This window comes from Thiocystis violascens DSM 198 (assembly GCF_000227745.2).
GTDB lineage: Bacteria > Pseudomonadota > Gammaproteobacteria > Chromatiales > Chromatiaceae > Chromatium > Chromatium violascens.
The window spans coordinates 1,154,529-1,176,692 of record NC_018012.1 but is presented as its reverse complement, the minus strand read 5'-3'; the positions used below and the strand labels follow the sequence as shown (position 1 = coordinate 1,176,692).

Below are 22,164 nucleotides of genomic sequence, written 5' to 3'. Positions count from 1 at the left end.
TCAAGCATTCCAACACTGCCAACCCGGATTTAATTTGGAGCGCGTCATGTTAGCTGTCAAGGGCCTGAAGGCCAATGTGGGTGGAAAAGAGATCCTGAGAGGCTTGGATTTCTCGGTCGGACCCGGTGAAGTGCACGCCATCATGGGCCCCAACGGCTCGGGCAAGAGCACCTTCGCCCATGTTTTGTCGGGGCGCGAGGGCTATGAAGTCACCGCCGGCTCCGCGACCTTCGAGGGCCAGGATCTGCTCGCGCTGGAGCCGGAAGAACGCGCTCGATTGGGGCTGTTTCTCGCCTTCCAGTATCCGGTCGAGCTCCCCGGCGTCAACAACACCTATTTCCTCAAGGCCGCGCTCAACAGCATCCTGAAGGCGCGCGGCCAACCCGAACTGGACGCGGTCTCCTTTCTGCGCCTGATCAAGGAGAAGCTGAAGATCCTGCATCTCGACGATTCGCTGCTGAAACGCGCCGTCAATGCCGGTTTCTCGGGCGGTGAGAAAAAGCGTAACGAGATCTTCCAGATGGCCCTACTGGAACCCAAGCTCGCCATTCTTGATGAGACCGATTCGGGTCTGGATATCGACGCGCTGCGGGTGGTTGCCGATGGCGTCAACGCACTGCGCAGCCCGGAACGCTCAATGATCGTCGTCACCCACTATCAGCGTCTGCTCGACTATATCCAGCCGGATTACGTCCATGTCTTGGCGAAAGGGCGGATCATCCGCTCTGGCGGCAAGGAACTGGCGCTCGAACTCGAAGAAAAAGGCTACGGCTGGATCGACGCGGAGGGACAGGCTGCATGAATGACGTCATCTCCAACGGCTTCGAGCGCTGGCTGGCCGCGCCACCGGGGCGTCTCGCCGGCGCCGGACTTGACTGGCTGGACGACCAGCGCCGGGTTGCCCGGGAGCGGGTCCGCGAGCAGGGCGTGCCCACGTCCAAGACGGAGGACTGGCGCTACACCAGCCTGAAAGGGCTGCTGGAACAGGGTTTCGCGCAGGTCGACGAGGCGATCACCGCGCTGCAGCCGGACGATCTGGAAGAGATCCTGATTCCGGGTCTCGACAGCCATCGCGTCGTTCTGGTCAACGGTCGTTATGCCCCCGAACTCTCCGTACTCGGCGATCTCCCCAAAGGGGTTCGACTCGGCGGTCTGCGCGCCCTGCTCGACGCGGACCCCGATGCTTTGCGCGATCATCTCAATCGGATCGCGGACGCGCGGCAGCCGCTATTCCTGGCGCTCAACACGGCGGGACTCGACGACGGTTTCGTCGCCCTGTTCGACCGCGCGGTCATGCTGGAACGGCCCATCGAGCTGATTCATCTGTCGGTCGGGCTGGACGAGCCGCGGGTCGCCCAGCCGCGTCATCTGATCGTGCTCGGCGACGGCGCTCAGGCGACCCTGATCGAACGCTACGTGAGCCTCGGCGAGTCGCTTTATTGCACCAATTCCGTGCTGGAAATCTCGCTCGGCCGCGATGCCGTGCTCCAGCATGACCGGATCCAGATGGAGAGCGCCAATGCCTTCCATCTCACCGGGCTCTATCTCGGTCAGGATGCCAACAGTCGCTATCGGGGCGTGAACATCGGTCTGGGTGCGCGTTGGGCGCGGACCGAACTGGTCACGCGCTTTTGCGGCGAGCAGGCCGAATGCGATCTCCAGGGTCTCTATCTGGCTGGCGACCGGCAGCTCATGGATTATCATCTCGACGTCGCCCACTCGGTCCCCCGCTGCACCAGCCGGGAGAACTTCAAGGGCATCCTCTATGGCAAGGGGCGCGCGGTGTTCGACGGGCTCGTCTCGGTCGCCAGGGACGCCCAGAAGTCGGACGCGGCCATGTCCAACCGCAACCTGATGCTCTCCGAGAGCGCCGAGGTCGATACCAAGCCGCGGCTGGAGATCAACGCCGACGATGTCAAATGCAGCCACGGCACCACGGTCGGGCGGATCGAACCGGAGATGCTGTTTTATCTGCGCTCGCGTGGGATTTCGGCGCCCCTGGCCCGGCGCATGCTCTGTCTGGGATTTGCCGGCGAGATCATCCAGACCCTGAGCGCGGAGGCGCTGCGCGAGCATGTCTCGGAGCGGGTCGGTCAGCGATTGGAATCCGCTCCCTTGAATTGATCTCGGGTCGACGGTGAACTTGGATCGAATATGAACTTGGATTAACGGTCGGCCATGAAGGTTGTCGAGAGGTCGCTATGAACAGACTGGCCCGCTTCGCTGGTTTCGGCAAGCATGACGAGGAACAGGGAGACACGGCGGTACTGGATCGCGATGTCGCCGTCGAACGCATGGAGGCGGAAGAACTGCGCGAGCCCATTATCGCCGCGCTGCGCGGTGTCCATGACCCGGAGATTCCGGTCAACATCTATGACCTGGGCCTGATCTACAGTGTCGACATCGCTCCCAACGGCGACGTAGCCATCGACATGACATTGACCGCCCCGGCCTGTCCGGTCGCCGGCATGATGCCGATCATGGTCAAGGACGCGGTCTCCAGAGTCGATGGGGTCGGAGAAGTCCGGGTCGAACTGGTCTGGGATCCGCCCTGGGGCCAGGAAAACATGAGCGACGAGGCGAGGTTGCAGCTTGGGTTGATGTGAGCCGCTTCGCGCATACGCATCCCGACCATCCGCGCGATCCGATCGCCAGCAATTCCAAATTTGGCCGGTTGCGACCGGCAATCTCCTGAAGCGGTCCTGGGAGCGCCGGCTTGTAGCCGGCTGTGGAGAAGCCAACCCCGGAATCAGATCGTCGATTTTCCCATCCTTGATCATGACCGCTGGAGCACCGTCATCCGGCGCAGTCGTCCCAGGGGATCAAGGGAAGGATGATCTTGTCGCGGCGGTCTTTGTCGCGGCCTTTCGGTTCGTCGTTCGACGAACGCGCATCCACCTGCATCGAAGCATCCACCTGCATCGAAATCAGCGATGCGAACGTCAGCAGCATCAAGCGTGTCATCGCGCGTCCCCGCCGGTCTGAGCCGCCCCTTCAAGCCGTCGTGCGGTTGGCCCTACCGAAGCGATTGTTGCGAAGGAACACGCCCAGCGCCACCAGCAGCGTGCCGATGGAGCGCAGGCTTCGATGAATCGACCAAGTCGGCCAGGAGAGCCGCCTGATCAGGATGCCCGAGTCATTTCCACGGCCACCCCCGTCGATCTCACCATGCTCGAAGAACGTCCGGCAGTGCGGGCAGAGAGAGCACCGGCGCGTCGCGATGTGGGGTCTTGAGCGCCCGCGACGCCCCGCCGCCGCCGGGCGAAGCTGGCGAGAAGTGGGTCCAGCAGGCGCGGCGCATCCTCGACAGAAAGTTCACGGCACGTCGTCAGCCGGGCTTGATGTCCAGCACCGGCGTTCCGGCAAAGGCATCGATCCCGTCGATCTCGATCACCGTCCCGTGCACCGCCAATACCCGACAGCGACTGAGCGCGATCAGGTTGGGTCGCACCGGGGCACGGGTCGCGAAGACCCCACGTAGCGGATTCGTCGGATCCCCGTGCGGATGGACTTGGAGGATGGCGCGTTGCTCAGGGGTGTCGTGGTGATCGAACCAGTAGAGCACCCAGATCCGCGCCCCCGCTTCGAGTCCCAGCATGGCTGGTTGGTAGCGCGGTTCGATCTCGATGCGAGTCCGCTTTCCGTCCTGGCGCACCCAGCCGATGGGCCAGACCCGATAAGGCGGTGCGGAGACCGCGCCCGGCGCATCGGCCATGCCGATCTCCCAACTAAACAGGAATATGACGAGCAGCGTCAGGCGCATGTGAGTTACCCCCAATTTCTGTGGTCATTCCTGTGGATAAGCCGTGATCTACGCCCGGCACGCCCCGCCGCCACTCGCCGCGGGGCGAAATCGAGCAAGGTTTGACCAGGGCCGGCAATCTGACGCGCCGCCGTTGTCTAGGTCGGTTTCGAGATCATCAGCCAGAGCGCGCCCAGCAGCGGCACGATGGCTAGAATTCCCCACCAAGTCCAGCGCCGCGCGTCGCGCCAGTAGCCCGTCGGGATCGCGCCGGTCGTCGCGAAGGCCCGCGCCTGGCGCGCCTGACGGATCTGCGCCGGGATCAGGATCCCGACCCAGAGCAGGCCCGAGAGCCCAAAGAGCACCTGCCCCCAGAACAGCCAGCGCACCGCCAAGAGGTCGAGCCCCGCGACCAGGGCCGCCCCATAGCCGCCGAGGATGATCAGCACGACCCCGCCGGCCGTGAACCACCAGTCCGTCAGCGTCACCAGCCGCTGGCCGAAGGCGACCACGCGCGGGTCGCCGTTGCGGTCGGCGGCCAGCTTCCAGACCAGAGTCACGATGACGTTGCCGACCAGCAGCACGACACCGAGGAGGTGGAGCGTCTTCAGCAGCGCGTAGCACATGCGGTCTCACCCATGGGGTCTGTTTCCCTGGAGCTGATCCACGTGATGATGAGGGAAAACAACGCCATGCTCAATGCCGTCGCTGTGGAGCGCCTCTGGTTCCAGGCTCATATTGGGAAAGTGCTTGGGGTCAAGTTTACGGTCTAGGTGTAGCAACATAACGTGCGGGAATATTCTCAAGAGTGATATTCTCTAAATTGCTGGCAACATAGTTACACGGATCAACTGGCGGTGATCTATCCGTCGCTGTTTGGATGATCGTCGAGGGACTGAATGAAGGCGTTCAACCAATGCGATGCGTTCGGGAAACTTGAGCGAGATCAAAGCGAAACCGTCATAGCGTGGCATTCGCTCATCGACCATCTCATCGATGTCGCCGCCTGTTTTGTACGTTTGTGCCGTTGTCGCTCCATACGTCGAGCCATGGAACAGAGTGCCGGCCGGGCGCTCACGGCGAACGACATCGCACGCCTTGCAGTACTCGTCTTTTTACACGATCTCGGCAAGGCGAACAGCGGATTCCAGGCGAAGCGTTGGCCTGGGGGACAAGCACCAACAGGCTGGCCGGACTGCGCCGGGCATCGGCATGGACATAGCGTCGAGGCGCTGGACCTTTTACGGGACGAGGCATTTCTCGAACCACTGATCGATTGCTTACCCGTTGCGGAAATCGATACCTGGGGCGAGGCGGTTTTTCCGCTGTTTCGAGCCAGCATCAGCCATCATGGGCGCCCAGTGTCTGAGCGTCCTCCCGGCGATTGGCCGCGTTCGATTTGGAAGCCCGTCATCGACGCGCATGGCAACGTTGTCTACGATCCCGCTTCCGTGCTCGTCGAGATTGGGCGACAGGCCCGCGCACTGTACCCAGAGGCTTTCACGCCCGGCGGCATATCGCTTCCGGAAGCGTCAGCGCTCGATCATCTCTTTGCCGGCTTGGTGCAACTGGCTGACTGGCTCGGCTCGGATACGGAGTTCTTCCCGTTTTCGGCTGTCGGCGAAGATCGCGCATGGACCTCTGTCGATTATGCGGATCGCGCGGTCATGTCTCTGGGCCTGGATGCCGCCGACTCGCGCAGGGTACTGGAGGCGCTTTCACCGAGCTTCGCTCAGGTCTTCGACGACAATTCGCCCTATCCTATCCAGACGGCGATGGATGCCGTGGACCTTGGTCCACTGATGGTCCTGGAGTCGGAGACGGGCAGCGGTAAGACCGAAGCTGCGCTTTGGCGTTTCGTGCATCTCTTCGAGCGCGGCGAGGTCGATAGTCTCTATTTCGCGCTTCCGACTCGTGTTTCCGCCAGTCAGGTTTATGAGCGGATCTGCAAGGCAGTTAACAACCTCTGGTCGACCAATCGACCGATCGTGGTGCGTGCGCTACCAGGATATGCCGCCGCCGATGGGCATGAACCCAAAGCACTCCCGGACTTCAAGGTGCAGTGGCCGGATGATCCAGCGGACGAGGAAGCCCACCGCCGTTGGGCGGCCGAATCGCCCAAGCGATTTCTCGCCGCTCCGATCGCCGTTGGCACCATCGATCAGGCACTGTTAGGCGCCCTGCGGGTGCGTCATGCTCACCTGCGCCACGCTCTTCTGGCGCGAAGCCTGCTGGTCGTAGACGAAGTCCACGCCTCCGACCCCTACATGACGGTCCTCCTGGAGCGACTGCTTCAGGCGCACCTGGGGTGCGGTGGCCATGCACTGCTGCTGTCCGCCACCCTCGGTTCCAGCGCGAGAGCGCGCTACCTCGCTGTGGGCCAAGGTTCCAGGTCGGCGCCTCCGGCCTTTCAAGCAGCCTGCGACGCCCCTTATCCCGCGCTATCCGACCGGCTCGCCATGCGCGCCATCGCCTCGACCATTCGCCCCAAATCGGTAACCTGGTCCCTGCGCGACCTCATCGACGATCCCGGGGCCATCGCCGGGCTGGCGATCGATGCCGCTTCGGCCGGCGCCAAGGTGCTCATCGTGCGTAACACCGTCCCCGCAGCGATTGCTGTCTTCCAGGCAATCGAAAAACTCGCTCCCGACCTGCTGTTCGAAGTGAATGGGGCCAGAACGCTGCACCACAGCCGTTTCAGCCGCGAAGATCGCCCTTTGCTGGACGCAGCGATCCAGGCGCAACTCGGCAAGAAGAATCGCCCGTCAGGCCCGCGGATCGTGATCGGCACCCAGACGCTGGAACAGAGCCTGGACCTGGATGCGGATCTGCTCATCACCGATCTCTGCCCGATGGACGTGCTGTTGCAGCGGATCGGGCGTCTGCATCGCCATCCGCCAGCGCAACGCCCCCTGGCGTATCGCTCGCCCCAAGCCTGGATTCTGACGCCTACGAATCACGACCTTTCGCCGCTGCTGAAAAACTCGCGCCATGGCTTGGGACCATTTCGCGATGGCGATGGCATCTACCCGGACTTGCGCAACGTCGAGGCCACGCGCCGCCTGATCCTTGAGCGGCCAAGCATCACGATCCCCGCCGACAATCGCATCTTGGTCGAGTCCGCGACTCATACCGATCATTTAGCGGCAATGGAGAGGCTCGGCGAAGATTGGGCACGTCTTGGTGAGCGTTTTGATGGGCGCGCCAGCGCCAAGCGCACCATCGGCTATCAAAGCGGTTTGGAAATCGATAAGGCGTTTGATAAACAGCAGCCGTTTCCGAACGAAAAAGAGTTCGACATCGCCACCCGCCTTGGTGCCCGCGATCGTCTCCTAATCTTCGATTCCGCGCCGATCGGTCCTTTTGGTTCGTCGTTCACGCATCTGCCAATCCGCCATTTTCTGATTTCCGACGAGGTCGCTGGGGATACCCAACCAATCATCCTTACCAACGACAACGGGGAATTACTGTTTTCACTTGGCCCCGCGCATTTTCGTTACAGTCGTCTTGGATTGGAAAAAATCGAGCCATAACTGCGAGGCATCGCCATGACGTTACGTTACTCCTTGCTGGATGAATCGCTGATCGGCGCCCGGTGCTTTTCTGATCGACAGCGGGTCGGTTATAGCCTGCCTGCCTTGTTCGTTGCCTTGGCCGAGGATCGTATCCGCGACTTCCCCGCGCTACGTCCACATCAACGCCATCCTTGGCATGCCTTTCTGGTGCAACTGGCCGCAATGGCGATACATCAAGCGGGGCGCACCGATCCATTCTCGGACGAGTCCGCGTGGAAAGCGGGGCTGCTGGCCCTAACGCCAGACCATCCCGACGGAGCTGCGTGGTGTCTGATTGCAATGCCTGATCGGCCGGCATTTTTGCAAGCGCCCGTACCCGAAGGAACCATCGATGATTGGGAAGACGACAAACCGACTCCCGATAGCCTGGATATTTTGGTCACGGCAAGGAATCACGATCTCAAGCGACAGCGCATAACACGGGCCGCTGCGGATGATTGGATTTTTGCACTGATTAATTTACAGACGGCCTCTCCCCAAAATGGCCAAAAAAATTATGGGGTTTGTCGTATGAATGGCGGTTTTTCGAGTCGTCCAGGAATTGGCATCGAACCCCCGGGTGGTCCAGGTCGGCGCTGGCTACGCGATCTACACATTGCTTTAGCCGAACGGGCGCGACTCGTGGACCAGACCCAGTTCCCATACGCTGAAACTGGTGGCATCTGTCTCCTTTGGTTAGATCCTTGGGACGGCAACAGCGGAAAATCATTTGCTGCCCTCGATCCTTTTTTTATTGAAATTAGTCGCCGCATTCGCCTGATAGAAACAAATAACCACATTCGTGCAAGGCGAATAGGAAGCGCAACGAAAAGGATTGCGAAACAAGAAACTGACGACCGTAAAGGGAACACGGGTGACCTTTGGACGCCAATCAAGGAAAGCGCGAAAAGAGAATCGCTAGGAATCTCAATAAACGGATTTAGCTATGAGCGGATGGTTGAGTTGCTGAACGGGAAAAAGTACCAAAAACCGCCCGCACAGTCTTTTATCTCTGAGGATCCGAAGGTTGGTTTGACAATCATCGCCAGGGCGATTGCGGGAAGCAATAGCAGCACGGACGGATATCATGAGAGGCGCATTCTCGTTTCTCCAGGAATGCGCAGATTGATGACGCGCAAAACCGACGAGTTTGCGGCAATTGCTGAAGGGCGTGTTTCTGACATCGGAAAAGTTTATGATCTGCTTGTTTTTTCTCTGAAGGTGCTTTTTGATAATGGCAAAAGCAGAAAGAAATCGGGTGATTTTTCAAAGACTATCAGTCAAAAAGCAAGAGCATTTTCCAAACCGTTCGAGCAATACGAAGACGAGCGTTTCTTCGATGGTCCGCTCGGATTGAATGAGCAAATCGACGCTGCTGATCCCGATGCGGTGCGTTTATCTTGGTATCGGGACATGGCTAAGCGCGCTGAAGACATTCTACGTAGCGCCTTCAAGGCCGGGCCGCGCTGCGGCGAGCAGCGTTATCGTGCGCGTGCTGCGGCTATGAATTACTTGTGGAGTAAGAAAACTGGATTACGCAGTCATCATGTCTTGCCGACACTGGCGCAATATTACGAAGACCAGGGAAAAGACCAGCGACATGCAAGCCCATCGCCAACAGACCAAATATCGCACAACCCCATCCCGGCCCAACTCGAACTCACTCTTCAATGATCATGTGACTCTCAGGATCTCGACCATGCTCTCACTCAATCCGACTCTCGAACATCAGTTGAGCGCCACCGCGCAGGCGCTGGGACGCCCGGGCGCAAGATCTGTTGGACGCCGCTGTTTCTGCCTATCTGGACGATTTGCATGATACGCAAATTGCCGAGGAGGTCTGCCGTTTGCTCGATGCCGGCGACGAAACGACAACGCCCTGGGCCGAGGTGGAGCAGCGTCTTGGTCTGGCCATTTACTTTCCCCTGCCCCAGCTGGGATAGACCTGACTACTTCACCGTGGTCGATGATCTGCTCCAGTTTCCCCCGCGCTCGCGGGGATATAATTAATTAATTTAATAGCTTAAAGCTAAATCACCATGACATTCATCGCATCTCCCCACCCTGAGCAAGAACGGCCCGACACACAAAAAGCTCCGCCCATCGCCAAGCTGGCCCAACTCATCGGACAGGCCGCCCGTTTCAACGGCGACCTCCACGGCTTGGGTAAGGGCGAGAAAGCGGCGTTGGCTCGTCTGGATCCGGACGGCGAACTGCGCCCGCATCAAGTCGCGGCCCTGGCACGGGCGCTCATTTATGCCGGTCTTGAACCCGAACGCTGGTCCCCTGAAACCGCGACAGAAAACTGGCGGCGCTGGGCCTTAATCGCTCATGGCATGGCGCTGGCCGGACACGCCAGCGGCTCGCTCGGGAAGCAGCTCTGCGCCGCCGGTGTGTCGGAATCACGGGTGACCAAGCTCCTCACGTCCCGAGGCGATGCCTTGCGCCAACTCCTGCCGCGTCTCCTGCGCCTGCTCGCGTCGAAGGAAGTCGCTCCAAATTGGCACGAGTTGGACAATCTCCTTCGCCATGAAGGCCAGAATGAGGAAACGGCGGAAGCCATCCGCACGCAAATCGCCGGCCGCTATTTCTCCGCGCTCGCCAAATCCAACTAACAAGTCGCCTGAATGACCGATAAGGAACCGTAATCCCATGACGACTCAACCCCGCTTCATCCAGATCCACACCCTGCACACCTATCCCGCCGCGTTGATCAATCGTGACGATGCCGGACTCGCCAAGCGACTCCCATTTGGAAACGCAGTGCGCACACGTATTTCATCGCAGTGCCTCAAGCGTCATTGGAGAAAAACTGACGATCCTTTTTCATTATCGATGCTTCATGTGCCCATGGCCGTGCGGTCGCGCCTCTTTTTTGAGAAGATCGCTGAAATTCTTGTTTCTGCATCGGTCTCCGATCAAATTGCTAATGCCATAGCTTTCGGATTGCGTGAGGCGATGACAAAAAAAGACTTGGGGAAACTGATAAAAGAGGCTAAGAAACCACCAAAGAAGAATAAAAAAGCGCAGATCAACGAAGAAGATTTTGAGGAACCAACAGAAGAAACTTCAACCGAAAGAAAGCAGGCTTTTTTGCTGGGCTATCCAGAGTATGAGTATCTAAAAAAAGTATGCCTTGAAGTTTCACAATTACCAGATATTTGCGAAAAAAATGCAAGACTATATTTATTTGAAAAGATCAAGGCGGAGCAAGAGAATTTAAAACAGATAGCGCTCGGTTGCGGTCTTGAATCGGCTCTTTTTGGTCGAATGGTGACTTCTGATGTACTGGCCGGCCGAGAGGCGGCCATTTATGTTGGTCATGCCTTTACTGTCCATGCTGCTCAAGTCGAAAGCGACTATTTTACGGTCGTTGACGATTTGACCGGCGATAGTGGCGAACTCGGTTCTGCCGGCATCTTCGATACCGAATTAACCTCGGGTCTCTACTATGGCTATGTGGTGGTCGATGTGCGCCAACTGGTCGAGAACTTGGAAGGGATCGAGGCCAAGGACTGCTTCGCTGACACGACGCCAGCGGAGAAACGCAAATTGGCTGGAACGGTCGTCGAGCATCTGTTGCATCTGATCGCCACCGTCAGCCCGGGCGCCAAACGTGGCTCCACCGCGCCCTTCGACTGGGCCAAGTTCATGCTGGTGGAAGCGGGTGATTGGCAGCCGCGCAGTCTGGCAGGCGCCTTCCATAATGCCCTACCGCTGTCCCTACCGCTGTCGGCCAGGGACGGGAGGTCGATTCGCGAACGCGCCGTGGCCTGCCTGAGCGACGAAATCGCCAAGATGGACGAGGCTTACGGCGCGACCTTGACCCGCCGCGTGATGGCGCTCGATCCGGTCGAAATTCCACAGGGCCAGCGCCTCAACCTGAACGCGCTCGCCACTTGGGCCGCTGAGGCGATCACGAAAGGAGTGTGCTGACATGTCCCGCCATCTCCTCCTGCGGCTGGAGGCGCCGCTGATGGCGTTCGGTGGGGAAACCATCGACAACCTCGGCATCATCCGCGACTTCCCGGCGTTGTCGATGGTCACTGGCCTGCTGGCCAACGCCCTGGGCTGGCGGCGCGAGGACACCGCGCAACATGATCGCTTGCAGGAACGGCTCGTCATGGGTGCGCGCCTGGAGCGACCAGGCGTCCGTCTGCAAGATAACCAAAATGCCCGGCTGTCGAAAGACGACAAGGGCTGGACCACTTGGGGCAAACCGGAAGAACGGGCCGGCGGAGCCGGTACTTATGAGAGTCCTCATCGTCGCTTTCGCGACTACCACGCCGACCTGACGATGCTCGTAGCCCTGAGACTCGAACCGGCCGAGGAGCCGCCGACGCTGGATGATCTGGCAACAGCCCTTGATCATCCCGCCCGCCCGCTCTTCATCGGTCGCAAGCCTTGCCTCCCGAGCCATCGGCTGTTCGCTGGTTGGCACGACGGCGAGAGCGTCTTGCAGGCCCTGCGCATGGCGCCTTGGTCGCACTCTTCGCCAGACGGCGCGCGGCTGCAATGGCCGGAGGGTGAGGGAACATTACCGGGTGACCGAGTGCTTGACCTCTGCGATGAGCGCAACTGGACCAGCGGCGTGCATGGCGGTTGGCGGCCGATTCGGGAAGGGCGGATTCGGATCGAAGGGACACCGGCATGAGCCTTTACCTGCTGCATTGTTCGCCCGATCCCGAAGCCTTGGCTATCTGGGCAACCCGCCATCGTCTGCTGTCGCCCGATGGTGATGATGGCTATGCCTTGCATGCCCTGCTGACGGCGGCCTTTGGCGAGCAATCCCCCAAGCCATTTCGTTACCTTGGCGCACGACAGGGGCTCTTGGCCTACTCCGATCAACCCCCGGCGCTGCTGCATGACAACGCGGCCCTGGCGACCCCTGATGTGGCGCGAGCGCTTGGGTTGAATAGTCTGGCCGTTCGGGCGTTTCCGACCACTTGGGCCAATGGTCAAATGCTGAGCTTCGAGGTCCGGGTTCGGCCCATTGTTCGTCCTCCTAGGGGGCCAGAGAGAGACCTTTTTCAGTACACCGCTGAGCAATCCGAATCGCCCGAGAAGCTCAAACGTGAGGTTGTTTACGTGGACTGGCTACGTCAGAAATTTGCCGAGCAAGACGCCGCAGAGCTAAGCCAGGTCAGCATGGACGCTTTTCGTCTCAGTCGCGTGATTCGACGCACCGGAACTAACGATCAAGGGCAACGCCAGGCGCTCGCCCCATCCGGTCCCGATGCGGTTTTCAAGGGTCAGTTGCGCGTTGGCGAGAGCGATGCCTTTGCCCGTTTGCTGAAGCGCGGAATCGGCCGACACCGTGCGTTCGGGTTCGGGATGCTGTTGCTGAAACCGGCGCACTCATGCTGAAGGGGCGGCTCGGTCTCGAAACCTCGCGGATGCCCCATGCCGATCGTCATGGGCTGATCTGGTTCGAACGCGGCGAACTCTGCGTGATCGATGGGTGTCTGCATTTCTTCCAGGGCAAGGACTCGCTGACGCCTTACTCGGTGCAGATTCCGCATCAAACCGTTTCGATGATCCTGCTCGGCCCTGGTAGCACCGTCACGCATGACGCCCTGCGACTCCTGGCTCGACACGGCACCCTGATGGCCGCCGTCGGCGAGGATGGCGTGCGCTGCTATACCGCACCGCCTTTGATGCCGGATCGCTCCGATATTGCCCGTCGTCAGGCCGAGCTTTGGGGGAGTCCGCGTCGCCGCATCAGCGTCGCCCGCCAGATGTACGCCTTGCGTCTGGGTGAAGTCCTGCCGCATCGGGATCTCGACACGCTGCGTGGCATCGAGGGATCTCGTGTCAAAGCGACCTATCAACTGATGGCGCAACGCTATGGGATCGAATGGAAGGGACGACACTACGATCGGGCCAATCCGAACGCGACGGACATCCCAAATCAAGCGATCAACCATGCCGCAACCGCCGTACAGGCCGCCGCCGCGATCGCGGTTCAAGCCGTCGCGGCAATCCCGCAGCTCGGGTTCATCCATGAAGACTCGGGGCAGTCATTCATCCTCGACATCGCGGATCTGTTTCGCGAAGCCATCACCCTCAAAATTGCGTTCACCGTCGCGAAGAAGGCCGAAACCGATACGCAGACGATTGATCGTCTTGTCAGACGCGAAGCCGCCACCGTGTTCCGCAAGCAGGATGTGATCCCGGCGATGATCGATCGTATTAAGAAAGTCATCCGCATGGAGGAGACCGATGCCTCTGGTCATGATCGTGACCCGTGACGTTGCAGACCGCTACCGGGGTTACCTTGGGTCGCTCATGCTGGAGGTGTCGCCAGCGGTCTATATTTCACCGCGCATGAATCCAGGGGTGCGCTCGCGGACTTGGACTGTTCTGACGGGCTGGCATACAACCGAGCCACAGGGAAGCATCGTCATGGTTTGGCGCGATGTGAATGCTACTGGCGGAGTCGGTATCGCCACACTGGGCACGCCCCCAAGAGAACTGGTGGACGTCGACGGCTTGTGGTTGGTGCGAAAACCGTTGTAAACATGCTCTTTAGAAACTAATCTGTTTACCGAATTTCTCTTTCAGTGCATGGCCTTAACTGCAAGAGGTTCCCCCGCGCTCGCGGGGATAGGCCTTAAAAAAACCGTCCCGGAGCGACCGGGACGGCGGTTCCCCCGCGCTCGCGGGGATAGGCCCGAAATCGCGCAATTGCCGCGCGCGAAACCGAAGGTTCCCCCGCGCTCGCGGGGATAGGCCCATTGTCCCTGCGTGCTTGACGTGCAATTTATCGGTTCCCCCGCGCTCGCGGGGATAGGCCCATAAGTCGGTGTTTACGTGGCATCGGATTTCTGGTTCCCCCGCGCTCGCGGGGATAGGCCCCGATGATGGTCAAGAAGGAATTCGCCGCCCTGGGTTCCCCCGCGCTCGCGGGGATAGGCCCGCGAGACCGGCAAGGGCTCAGAAATCCGTGTGGGTTCCCCCGCGCTCGCGGGGATAGGCCCCACACCCGCATCAGCCTGTTCCGCGCCTGTCGGGTTCCCCCGCGCTCGCGGGGATAGGCCCGTACGAGGACGGCACGCTAAAAGGTGTATTGAGGTTCCCCCGCGCTCGCGGGGATAGGCCCATTGTCCCTGCGTGCTTGACGTGCAATTTATCGGTTCCCCCGCGCTCGCGGGGATAGGCCCGCTCGTAAATTTCTCGTGCTGTCATCACCGCGGGTTCCCCCGCGCTCGCGGGGATAGGCCCGCCACCTTGACCGGCTCGGGAGCGGCCGTATAGGTTCCCCCGCGCTCGCGGGGATAGGCCCCGAAGCGGAGAAAGATCAATTCTTTGAACTCGGGTTCCCCCGCGCTCGCGGGGATAGGCCCCGTCTTAAAAACGTAGACAACGCAGACAAAACGGTTCCCCCGCGCTCGCGGGGATAGGCCCCAAGTCTGTCGCTGCCAGCACGCCCTTGATGTGGTTCCCCCGCGCTCGCGGGGATAGGCCCTCGGTCTGATACAGAGCGTCGATCATCGCCCCGGTTCCCCCGCGCTCGCGGGGATAGGCCCCGACTTCCAGGTCATTGGCGAGAATCTCGGCTGGTTCCCCCGCGCTCGCGGGGATAGGCCCTCGGCACCGTCACGATGAGTGCCGACCTGGACGGTTCCCCCGCGCTCGCGGGCATAGGCCCAATTGGTTCAAAAAGGACGCGCGAATCGGCGGGTTCCCCCGCGCTCGCGGGGATGAATCGCGTGCCACTGGGTATCTAATACCGTTGGTGTGGTGTTCCCCGCGCTCGCGGGGATGAGCCGACCGGTAGTTCTGACGAGAAGGTTTTCAAGGCCAGCGGTAATTGCTGCTGCCGGGCGTGACCTTTCCGGACTGGCTCGGGGACGGCCTGCTTGCGAATTGGGTCGAGCTTTGCGCCGAACGCGCGGAGTATGAGCGGAGGGTCTGGCTCGGGAGAACGCATCCGCGCCGAGCCGACTTCTTGAGAGCGGCTTATTGCCCCTGTTAAGGTGCGGTCAGCCAGTAAGGCTCTGCGCCAAACGGCTGTCGCACGGGCGTCGCTATACGTGATCGGCGGCGTCGAGACGACAGCGGCTTTCGTGATCCATGGCTTCGGGTGGCCGTTCTTACGCAGGATGCCGAGGTTTGTCATCGCCCCTTGACGTCGCGCTGAAAGCGATAGCTGACGGCTTGCAGAACTGACTGGACCGCGCGCGTTGCCAGTCAGCACGCCAATCCTCGAGGGATTCGTAGCCGTTCGCCTCCAAGTCGAACTGGGCGCGGAAACGCTTGCGACCGCCGAAGCACAGCCCACAGCCGCGCCAAGCGTTCCCTCGGGATCGACGATCCAGGTCTGGTAGGTGCGCTGACGGAGTGCTCCATTCGGCGCTGTCCTGATCGCTTGCCTGATCCTGGCTCTGGCACTGTTCCACCAGGCGCTTCGCTCGATTGGCGGCCGAGCGCCGGCCATCAAGCCGGGCGCGAAACGCGGTCAGCACCGCGATCATGTCCGCGACCAGATCGTCGGTCAGTTCCCCGTCATCGACCACCAGCCGCCGCGCCCCACGTGCGTGTAGCGCCGCTTCGACATACTTCGCTCCAAATCGCATCGGCCGGTCGCGGTGTTCCACCACGATGACATCGACGTTGGGGTCGGCCAGTCACTCAGGCAACCTGCTTCTGTTCGCCTTCCAGCTTGCGAATCAGCGGATAGAGGTATTCGGTCTCGCGCTGGATTCGATCCATCACCAGGGCAAACATCTGCTCGGTATCCTGAACGAATGACGAATGGTCGCTGATCGTCAGCGAATGGCGCTTTTGCGAGCACCATTGTTTGACATAGGAGCTGAAAATCCGCTTGATCTCGCTCGAACCGGACAGAAAACGGTTGGCGGTGTTCTTCACCGATTGATCCTGATGCGAGATCAGTCTGCCGCAAAGTTCCCGATCAACCAGTTCCATGTGTTCCTTGATGCGATTGGTGAGGTCGAAAAAGACATCGCAGGCGACATCGGTGTCGCACATGGAACGCTCGCGAACCAGATACAGAAAGACGTTCGACAGTTCGGTGATTTTGTGATTTTGGGCATGCAGTTGCGCAAAGGCGACCATGGTCGATATTCCTCCAGAGAATAGGCAGCAAGTCAATTGATGGCACTTCGGTTCCGCCGGGAAACGGCAAACCTTCAGGGGTGGCCAATGGCACAGGCCGCGTTTTACAGTCGCGACTCCAGTGAACCATAGCGGTTGGCACAGTTTACGCGAAACCACGCAATGATTATAGATTGTGCGTGGTCAATGATTCATATCAACCACCTACGACCGGGAAGGTCACGGCCGTGGCGCACGCAAAGGCGATCCCATTGCCGATGGCCGCCACCAGCGGATGCTGGACGCGCCGGTAGACCCAGCCGCTCATGACGCCATAGACCAGGAAAAAGACCAGGATCGCGGGCACGATGATGATCAGGAAAAACAGCTCGTCGAGGTTAAGCGCAACCGCGCCCAACAGCGAAAACAGAAAGAGCGCCTTGGTCAGGGCATAGCCGCCGCGCGCCGCGCCCGCGCCACGGGTCAGCCATTCGTCGGCAACAAAATACCCGAGCGTCCCGACCATCATGGCAAGCACGAGCGGGAGCCGCTCCGGCCCCGGCAGCAGGGTCGTCACGAAGCGATCCGTGGTCAGCGAGAACGCCAGGGTAATATAGACAAGATAGCCGATGGTCGCGATCGCAAATCCCCTCCAGAGGAACCGTCCATGTCCGGAAACCGCCTGGTCCGATCTGTCGTGCGTCAGCCAGACTCCCAGCGCAGTGATCAGACCGTAGACGGCAAAATGCAGCGCCAGGTAGTCGCCGAGCAGGATCGGCAGAAAATCGGTCGGGAGCTTCCAGAGGATCAGCGGCGTCAGCAGCGCGGGCGCCAGCGCCACCGGCAGCAAGCGGCGCCAGCCAAGACCTGCGCCCATGGGTTGCGTGGCGGCGCGGGGCAGCCAGCGCGAGAGCGGCCAGGCCAGCGTCAGCAGTCCCAGATAGAGCAGGCCGAGCCAGGGTCCGCGGGCATCCAGAAAGCCCGTCCCGGTGCGCTCGAAGGTCTGGTTCAACCAGTCGAGCGCGGCTGCGAGACCGTCGCGGCCATAGAGCACGCCGATATGCTCCACACCCTCCGCCAGCATCAGACGGCGGGCGTTGCCATCGGCCGGATCGCCATAGAGCGTCCCCGACTCCACGCCGCCCTCGACTGTCTTGGCCAGCGTCTTGAAACCCTGCTGGTGCAGCATGTCGGGCTCCAGTTCGCCATAGACCAGCAGGAGATTGCGCAGTTGCGCGGTCGGCGCGTCCTCGGACAGATAGGGCGAGAGGAGCACCGTGGCCTCGACCAGATCCGGATGCATCTGACTGTAGCGCGCCAGGACGTCGCCGGCCATCGAGTGTCCCAGCAAGGCCAGGCGACCGTCCGCGCCCGGTTGTTGCAGCGCGAAATTGACCGCCGGCTCCAGCGCATCGAGCAACACCCGCAGGCGCGCTTCCTGATCCATCAGACTGGCGACGAAGGGCGCGGGATTACGGCCGTGACCGGGAAAATCGAAGGTCACCGCGAGATAGCCATTGCGCGCCAGGGTGATGGCATAGGGTTGCATCAGCTGCCGCGAACCGGCGAAGCCATGCGCGATGACGACGCTTGGCGCGGGCGCGTCGCCGGCGGGACGGTAGAGCGTGATCGGCACGCCCCCGACCTGGGTCTCGGTAATCCGCAGCCCGGCGCTCGCGGCGGTGAGTTGCCAGAGCGCGACGGCGATCGCCAGCATGGCGGCCAGTGCCAGGAGCAGGGCGCCAAGGCAGTGGCCACGGCAATTCGAGATCGTTTTGAGGACATCGAGCTTCATTGCGCGCGTGGATCCTGAATGTGAGAGTCGGTGATGAACGACACGAAAGCGCCGTTGGTATCGGGAGTGGTTCGCGGGGCCTTGCCACGTCCGCGAGGCCGAGCGATGTACTCGCCACCGACCCGGTCGGACGAGTAAACTTCAGGCTGTTGCGGAGTCCACCCGGTCAGAGGCAATGGTCGGAGCGACGAACCCAGAGCGACAATTCTGTTGAACCCGGTCCATTTCAACCTCTGCCCCGAGACAGGCGCACTTTTGCCCGGTTCTCGGACATCGATGCCGATTCCGCGCATGTGATCTCAACCACCCTTTAGCAACGGAGCAACCAACCCATGCTGGATAAAAAACTGCTCGACATCCTGGTCTGCCCTGTGACCAAAGGTCCGCTCATCCTCGACAGGGATCGCGGCGAACTCATCTCGCTCTCCGCGCAACTCGCCTATCCGATCCGCGACGACATCCCGGTGATGCTCGAAGAGGAGGCGCGGCAGCTTTTACTGGAGGAAATGGACGGCTATCGTCAGGGGCATTAAACCGCGTTCGGCATGGCGCGCGTGCTCCGTGTCTTGGCGCAACCTCGCCCTGACCAACTTGCATCGGACTCCATGATCTTTCGCTCCCTGTCGCTGATGCTTGTGCTGATCGGGCTCGTCGGCTGTGTCGGCGCGGTTCCCCAGGCCATCCGCGAGGCATCGACCGCGAGTCCAACCCTGACCGATGCGCGGGAATCGCCCGCGCGCCATCTCGGTCGGCGGGTGCGTTGGGGCGGCAGCATCCTGAGGGTGCGCAATCTTGCCCGCGTCACCGAGATCGAAGTGTTGGCGCGGCCATTGAACCGTTTCGGCGAACCGGATGCCGATGCCCAGAGTCTGGGCCGCTTCATTGCCGAGTTTCCCGGTTTCAGGGATCCGACCGACTATCCCAGCGAGCGTCTCCTGACCATCGTGGGAATCCTCGTCACGGTCGAGACTCGTCCGGTTGGCGAGTTTCCCTACCGCTATCCGGTGGTCGCCATCGAAACCTTGCACCTATGGCCTAAACCAATCCCTCGGTACCCCTATCCAGCGCCTTACCCTTGGTATGGTCCCTGGCCTGGAATTTATCGTACCCCTTGGTATCTTCCCTGGGATTAAACCGTTTTCGGAGCCATCACTGCCGTTCGGTGAAGCCGTTCGTGGTTCGAGGGCCTCACCACGAACGGCTTCACCACGAACGGCCTCACCACGAACGGCTTCACCGAATGGCAGTGCTCCAGAGACATCTGATCGGTTGCGAGCCGAATGCGCCTTAGAACCCGAGGTCCAGCGATGCATCTGTCGTCCAAAGCCTATTTTCTCGCGGCGCTGATGAGCGGTTCCGTTGCCTACGGTTGCGCCACCAGGGAGGTCTGCGTCAAACCGGTCGGCGATCGCGATTTGACCCCCGCCGAGGTTGCCGCCAGCGCGCGCGGCACCGACGCCGTGGTGAGTTGGGGCGGGCGGGTGATCGAGACCCGTCACCTGACGACAGGCACGGAGCTTGAAATCATCGGCTATCCGCTGGATACCTGCGGACGCCCCCTGACGCACGCTCGGTCTCTGGGACGCTTCCTGGTCCGTCATCAAGGGTATCTGGAACCGCTGGACTACCGGATGGGCCGCGAGGTCACGGCCACTGGCAGAATAGGCGAGATCGCCGAAGGACAGATCGGCGATGCCGACAGGCGCTTTCCGGTGCTGGACGAGACCGTCATCCGCCTCTGGCCGGAACGCCAGCCGCCCGGCGACATCGCGACGCGCCCGGCGCGTCCCTGGATCGGCATCGGAATCGGCGGCGGGAGCGGTCATGTCGGCGGCGGAATTGGAATCAGCTTTTAGCGTGCGCCGTGTCGGGGCGTGGGGTCGCGACCGTCCGCCGCTGGAGCGCGGCGAAATCCTTGAGCGTCATGTCCTTCAATGCGCCGGTCATGGCGGCCGCGATGTCCTGCTCGACCTGCCGGACGCCCGCGTCCAGCACCGTGCCCGGGCAACCGCTATCGCGTTCCTCGAAGCGCCGGGTCGCGTCGAGCAGATCGGCGATCCTGATCGACTCGGGCGCGCGCGCCGGGACATAGCCGGGATCCTCGTCGGCGGTTCTGAGCAGAAAACCCGATCGTTCCAGCATGCGCAGGGTGCTTTGCGTATTGATCGTGGGCACGGCCAGTGCCCTGGACAGGTCGTGACACGTCCAGGGCGGTCCCCCGGTCGCATGGCGGTGGGCGATCTGGCCCGCGACCATCAATGCCAGTCGCTCGCGCAGTCGATTGCTCAGTCGCAGATCGTGGGCGCGCGTGGTCAGGTATTCCGGGTGCTGATGATAGAAGGCGATGCTGGCGCCGATCAGCAGGATCGACCAGCCGATATGGATCCAGATCATCAGCAGCATCAGGATCGCCAGGCTGGAATAGATCGCCATGAAGCGGGTCGATCCGGCCATGAAGGCGGAGAACAGGTCGCCGACGAGCTCCCACAACAGCCCGGCCACCAAGGCGCCGATCAGGGCCGAGAGCGGCTTGACCCGGGTACTGGGGATGACCATGTAAAAAAAGGCGAAGGTCAGGGAGATCATCAGATAAGGCCCCAACTGGCCGAAGGTCTCGGTCAGCGCGGCGAAGGCGGGTGTGGCGATCAAGGGCTGTCCGGCGAGCTGGTGGCTCAAGGAGGCGGAGAGTCCGACCGCCGAGAAGAACAGCACTGGACCGACCAGCAGCACGCTCAGATAGAGGCCGAAGCGTTGCGCGAAACGGCGCTGTTCGGTGACGCGCCAGGTACTGTTGAAGACCTGCTCGATCTTCTGAATCAGCGAGATGACGGTGAAAATCAGGGTCGCGAGACCCACCGAGCCCAGCACGCCCACCTGCATGTTATCGACGAAACCGATGATTCGCCCGACGATCTCCACCCCTGACTCGCCGAGCGGTTCCAGGGCGCTCAACAGGAAGGGTTCCAACTGATTGTGCACCCCGAAACCCTTGAGTACCGAGAAACTGACCGCCAGCAGGGGCACCAGCGAGAGGAGTGTGGTATAGACCAGACCCATTGACTGAAGCGACAGGTTCCCCTGAGTCAGATCGCGCAGCAGGGCGTAGAGGAGGCGTGCCAGCCAGAGCAGACTCGCCTGCCAGCGCGGCTGCGGATCGGTTTGGCGGCCCCACAGCAGCGAGTCGATCCGCTCGGCGATGGACTGGAGCCGGTTCATCCGAGGTGCTCGGCGGGAGGGGGGCGACGGAATTGCGGTGTCATTTTCGTTCTTGAGTTGGTCCATGATCACCTTATATGTCGTCAAGCGTCTGTAGGACACCGCCGCGTCGATCATTCGAGCATGATCGCGCGGCGGTGTTTTTTGTTCTCCACCACGAGAGTGATTCGCCGCATGAAACCCTTGCTCCGATGTCTGTTCGTTTTGCTTCCCTGTTGGTTTGGCACGGTCGTTTACGCTGTCGAGGAACTGCCGTTGACACCGGTGGAGGATCAGGCCGCAGCACCGGATTTTAACCTGCCAGGTCCGGACGGGCGGACCTATCGGCTCGCGGACTATCGCGGTAAGCCCATCATTCTGAATTTCTGGGCCACCTGGTGTCCGCCCTGCCGCGCCGAGATGCCGTCCATGCAGCGCGCCCATGAAATCCTCGCCAGTGAGGGCATCGCGGTGATCGCCATCAATGTGGGCGACGATGTCGAGGCCGTGCGGCAATTCCTCGCCGACACCCCGGTCAGCTTTCCGCTCCCCATGGACGCCGACAGCACCATCGCCCAACGCTATCCGGTCATCGGTCTGCCGACGACCTTTGTAATCGACGCCGAAGGCCGGCTGGCGTTCAGCGCGACCGGCGAACGGGAATGGGACGCTCCCGCACTGTTGGATCAGGTGCGCGCGCTCAAGCGTCCACGCTAGGGTGCTATGGATTTTTCGACTCTGCGAGCGGCCTCCGGATGGGGGTAGACTAGCCTCCCCCGAGCCCCGCTCGCCACCGCCCGATCAGGATACAGCGCCTT

General features: G+C 61.2%; 22 protein-coding genes, 1 pseudogene and 1 CRISPR repeat array. Of the genes and pseudogenes, 16 read left to right on the top strand and 7 right to left on the bottom strand.

Annotation, left to right across the window (positions count from 1 at the left end; translation table 11 throughout):
* The first annotated feature begins 46 nt into the window (after positions 1-46).
* From sufC to THIVI_RS05280, 3 genes are all read left to right on the top strand, one after another.
* Positions 47-802: a Fe-S cluster assembly ATPase SufC gene (gene sufC, locus THIVI_RS05290; RefSeq protein ID WP_014777602.1), complete on the top strand. Its 756-nt coding sequence runs from the start codon at positions 47-49 to the stop codon at positions 800-802.
* The gene (gene sufD / locus THIVI_RS05285) at positions 799-2,124 is read left to right on the top strand and encodes a Fe-S cluster assembly protein SufD (protein ID WP_014777601.1); all 1,326 of its coding nucleotides are present in this window, start codon (positions 799-801) and stop codon (positions 2,122-2,124) included. The genes sufC and sufD overlap by 4 nt, the downstream gene beginning before the upstream one ends.
* A gap of 77 nt (positions 2,125-2,201) precedes the next feature.
* Positions 2,202-2,606 carry an SUF system Fe-S cluster assembly protein gene (locus THIVI_RS05280; protein WP_014777600.1) on the top strand — a complete coding sequence of 135 codons (405 nt, stop codon included), beginning with the start codon at positions 2,202-2,204 and terminating at the stop codon, positions 2,604-2,606.
* A 190-nt stretch (positions 2,607-2,796) separates the two neighbouring features.
* On the opposite strand, the gene THIVI_RS24435 is transcribed toward THIVI_RS05280, so the two are convergent.
* From THIVI_RS24435 to THIVI_RS05270, 3 genes are all read right to left on the bottom strand, one after another.
* Positions 2,797-2,964: a hypothetical protein gene (locus THIVI_RS24435; RefSeq protein ID WP_014777599.1), complete on the bottom strand. Its 168-nt coding sequence runs from the start codon at positions 2,962-2,964 to the stop codon at positions 2,797-2,799.
* Between the two features lie 364 nt (positions 2,965-3,328).
* A complete protein-coding gene (locus THIVI_RS05275) occupies positions 3,329-3,763 on the bottom strand; it encodes an SAM-dependent methyltransferase (RefSeq protein WP_014777598.1) in 435 nt (144 codons plus the stop codon).
* Positions 3,764-3,900: 137 nt separating this feature from the next.
* Positions 3,901-4,368: a DUF2269 family protein gene (locus tag THIVI_RS05270; protein WP_014777597.1), complete on the bottom strand. Its 468-nt coding sequence runs from the start codon at positions 4,366-4,368 to the stop codon at positions 3,901-3,903.
* A 273-nt stretch (positions 4,369-4,641) separates the two neighbouring features.
* Between THIVI_RS05270 and THIVI_RS05265 the strand changes: the two genes are divergently transcribed.
* The 9 genes from THIVI_RS05265 to cas2e all read left to right on the top strand — a co-directional run bounded on the left by THIVI_RS05265 (position 4,642) and on the right by cas2e (position 13,815).
* Positions 4,642-7,275 carry a CRISPR-associated helicase/endonuclease Cas3 gene (locus THIVI_RS05265; protein WP_014777595.1) on the top strand — a complete coding sequence of 878 codons (2,634 nt, stop codon included), beginning with the start codon at positions 4,642-4,644 and terminating at the stop codon, positions 7,273-7,275.
* Between the two features lie 15 nt (positions 7,276-7,290).
* A complete protein-coding gene (locus tag THIVI_RS05260) occupies positions 7,291-8,970 on the top strand; it encodes a CRISPR-associated protein Cse1 (RefSeq protein ID WP_014777594.1) in 1,680 nt (559 codons plus the stop codon).
* Between the two features lie 104 nt (positions 8,971-9,074).
* On the top strand, positions 9,075-9,239 hold the full coding sequence (locus THIVI_RS24430) for a hypothetical protein (protein WP_157174367.1): 165 nt from the start codon (positions 9,075-9,077) through the stop codon (positions 9,237-9,239).
* 96 nt (positions 9,240-9,335) lie between these two features.
* Positions 9,336-9,911, top strand: a complete 576-nt coding sequence (gene casB, locus THIVI_RS05255) for a type I-E CRISPR-associated protein Cse2/CasB (RefSeq protein WP_014777593.1) — start codon at positions 9,336-9,338, stop codon at positions 9,909-9,911.
* Between the two features lie 37 nt (positions 9,912-9,948).
* Positions 9,949-11,232, top strand: a complete 1,284-nt coding sequence (gene cas7e / locus THIVI_RS05250) for a type I-E CRISPR-associated protein Cas7/Cse4/CasC (protein ID WP_014777592.1) — start codon at positions 9,949-9,951, stop codon at positions 11,230-11,232.
* A 1-nt stretch (position 11,233) separates the two neighbouring features.
* The gene (gene cas5e, locus THIVI_RS05245) at positions 11,234-11,950 is read left to right on the top strand and encodes a type I-E CRISPR-associated protein Cas5/CasD (RefSeq protein WP_014777591.1); all 717 of its coding nucleotides are present in this window, start codon (positions 11,234-11,236) and stop codon (positions 11,948-11,950) included.
* On the top strand, positions 11,947-12,663 hold the full coding sequence (gene cas6e / locus THIVI_RS05240; protein ID WP_014777590.1) for a type I-E CRISPR-associated protein Cas6/Cse3/CasE: 717 nt from the start codon (positions 11,947-11,949) through the stop codon (positions 12,661-12,663). The genes cas5e and cas6e overlap by 4 nt, the downstream gene beginning before the upstream one ends.
* On the top strand, positions 12,657-13,547 hold the full coding sequence (gene cas1e, locus THIVI_RS05235; RefSeq protein WP_014777589.1) for a type I-E CRISPR-associated endonuclease Cas1e: 891 nt from the start codon (positions 12,657-12,659) through the stop codon (positions 13,545-13,547). The genes cas6e and cas1e overlap by 7 nt, the downstream gene beginning before the upstream one ends.
* The gene (gene cas2e / locus THIVI_RS26265; RefSeq protein ID WP_014777588.1) at positions 13,519-13,815 is read left to right on the top strand and encodes a type I-E CRISPR-associated endoribonuclease Cas2e; all 297 of its coding nucleotides are present in this window, start codon (positions 13,519-13,521) and stop codon (positions 13,813-13,815) included. Before cas1e ends, cas2e begins: the two co-directional genes overlap by 29 nt.
* Positions 13,816-13,881: 66 nt before the next feature.
* Positions 13,882-15,007: a CRISPR direct-repeat array (repeat unit 29 nt; unit sequence GGTTCCCCCGCGCTCGCGGGGATAGGCCC).
* Between the two features lie 700 nt (positions 15,008-15,707).
* On the opposite strand, the pseudogene THIVI_RS25550 reads toward cas2e, so the two are convergent.
* From THIVI_RS25550 to THIVI_RS05220, 3 genes and pseudogenes are all read right to left on the bottom strand, one after another.
* A pseudogene (locus THIVI_RS25550) lies at positions 15,708-15,926 on the bottom strand (IS607 family transposase); the annotation flags it as partial.
* Positions 15,927-15,930: 4 nt separating this feature from the next.
* Positions 15,931-16,377 carry a hypothetical protein gene (locus THIVI_RS05225; protein WP_014777587.1) on the bottom strand — a complete coding sequence of 149 codons (447 nt, stop codon included), beginning with the start codon at positions 16,375-16,377 and terminating at the stop codon, positions 15,931-15,933.
* A gap of 196 nt (positions 16,378-16,573) precedes the next feature.
* Positions 16,574-18,151, bottom strand: coding sequence for an alpha/beta hydrolase (locus tag THIVI_RS05220; RefSeq protein WP_014777586.1), 1,578 nt, complete (start codon positions 18,149-18,151; stop codon positions 16,574-16,576).
* A gap of 335 nt (positions 18,152-18,486) precedes the next feature.
* Between THIVI_RS05220 and THIVI_RS05215 the strand changes: the two genes are divergently transcribed.
* From THIVI_RS05215 to THIVI_RS05205, 3 genes are all read left to right on the top strand, one after another.
* On the top strand, positions 18,487-18,684 hold the full coding sequence (locus THIVI_RS05215; protein WP_041447319.1) for a Trm112 family protein: 198 nt from the start codon (positions 18,487-18,489) through the stop codon (positions 18,682-18,684).
* 72 nt (positions 18,685-18,756) lie between these two features.
* A complete protein-coding gene (locus tag THIVI_RS05210; protein WP_014777584.1) occupies positions 18,757-19,284 on the top strand; it encodes a Slp family lipoprotein in 528 nt (175 codons plus the stop codon).
* A 174-nt stretch (positions 19,285-19,458) separates the two neighbouring features.
* The gene (locus THIVI_RS05205) at positions 19,459-20,007 is read left to right on the top strand and encodes a Slp family lipoprotein (protein ID WP_014777583.1); all 549 of its coding nucleotides are present in this window, start codon (positions 19,459-19,461) and stop codon (positions 20,005-20,007) included.
* Here the strand turns inward: THIVI_RS05205 and THIVI_RS05200 are convergent.
* On the bottom strand, positions 19,997-21,367 hold the full coding sequence (locus THIVI_RS05200) for a YihY/virulence factor BrkB family protein (RefSeq protein ID WP_014777582.1): 1,371 nt from the start codon (positions 21,365-21,367) through the stop codon (positions 19,997-19,999). The genes THIVI_RS05205 and THIVI_RS05200 overlap by 11 nt on opposite strands.
* Before the next feature lie 174 nt (positions 21,368-21,541).
* Between THIVI_RS05200 and THIVI_RS05195 the strand changes: the two genes are divergently transcribed.
* Positions 21,542-22,063 (top strand): peroxiredoxin family protein, encoded by a 522-nt coding sequence (locus THIVI_RS05195; protein WP_014777581.1) that lies wholly within the window; start codon positions 21,542-21,544, stop codon positions 22,061-22,063.
* Positions 22,064-22,164: the final 101 nt, after the last annotated feature.

Excerpts from the sequence above, each read along its gene's own strand:
- sufC (WP_014777602.1), top strand. The coding sequence starts at position 47 with ATGTTAGCTGTCAAGGGCCTGAAGGCCAATGTGGGTGGAAAAGAGATC.
- sufD (WP_014777601.1), top strand. The coding sequence starts at position 799 with ATGAATGACGTCATCTCCAACGGCTTCGAGCGCTGGCTGGCCGCGCCA.
- THIVI_RS05280 (WP_014777600.1), top strand. The coding sequence starts at position 2,202 with ATGAACAGACTGGCCCGCTTCGCTGGTTTCGGCAAGCATGACGAGGAA.
- THIVI_RS24435 (WP_014777599.1), bottom strand. The coding sequence starts at position 2,964 with ATGACACGCTTGATGCTGCTGACGTTCGCATCGCTGATTTCGATGCAG.
- THIVI_RS05275 (WP_014777598.1), bottom strand. The coding sequence starts at position 3,763 with ATGCGCCTGACGCTGCTCGTCATATTCCTGTTTAGTTGGGAGATCGGC.
- THIVI_RS05270 (WP_014777597.1), bottom strand. The coding sequence starts at position 4,368 with ATGTGCTACGCGCTGCTGAAGACGCTCCACCTCCTCGGTGTCGTGCTG.
- THIVI_RS05265 (WP_014777595.1), top strand. The coding sequence starts at position 4,642 with ATGAAGGCGTTCAACCAATGCGATGCGTTCGGGAAACTTGAGCGAGAT.
- THIVI_RS05260 (WP_014777594.1), top strand. The coding sequence starts at position 7,291 with ATGACGTTACGTTACTCCTTGCTGGATGAATCGCTGATCGGCGCCCGG.
- casB (WP_014777593.1), top strand. The coding sequence starts at position 9,336 with ATGACATTCATCGCATCTCCCCACCCTGAGCAAGAACGGCCCGACACA.
- cas7e (WP_014777592.1), top strand. The coding sequence starts at position 9,949 with ATGACGACTCAACCCCGCTTCATCCAGATCCACACCCTGCACACCTAT.
- cas5e (WP_014777591.1), top strand. The coding sequence starts at position 11,234 with ATGTCCCGCCATCTCCTCCTGCGGCTGGAGGCGCCGCTGATGGCGTTC.
- cas6e (WP_014777590.1), top strand. The coding sequence starts at position 11,947 with ATGAGCCTTTACCTGCTGCATTGTTCGCCCGATCCCGAAGCCTTGGCT.
- cas1e (WP_014777589.1), top strand. The coding sequence starts at position 12,657 with ATGCTGAAGGGGCGGCTCGGTCTCGAAACCTCGCGGATGCCCCATGCC.
- cas2e (WP_014777588.1), top strand. The coding sequence starts at position 13,519 with ATGCCTCTGGTCATGATCGTGACCCGTGACGTTGCAGACCGCTACCGG.
- THIVI_RS05225 (WP_014777587.1), bottom strand. The coding sequence starts at position 16,377 with ATGGTCGCCTTTGCGCAACTGCATGCCCAAAATCACAAAATCACCGAA.
- THIVI_RS05220 (WP_014777586.1), bottom strand. The coding sequence starts at position 18,151 with ATGAAGCTCGATGTCCTCAAAACGATCTCGAATTGCCGTGGCCACTGC.
- THIVI_RS05210 (WP_014777584.1), top strand. The coding sequence starts at position 18,757 with ATGATCTTTCGCTCCCTGTCGCTGATGCTTGTGCTGATCGGGCTCGTC.
- THIVI_RS05205 (WP_014777583.1), top strand. The coding sequence starts at position 19,459 with ATGCATCTGTCGTCCAAAGCCTATTTTCTCGCGGCGCTGATGAGCGGT.
- THIVI_RS05200 (WP_014777582.1), bottom strand. The coding sequence starts at position 21,367 with ATGAACCGGCTCCAGTCCATCGCCGAGCGGATCGACTCGCTGCTGTGG.
- THIVI_RS05195 (WP_014777581.1), top strand. The coding sequence starts at position 21,542 with ATGAAACCCTTGCTCCGATGTCTGTTCGTTTTGCTTCCCTGTTGGTTT.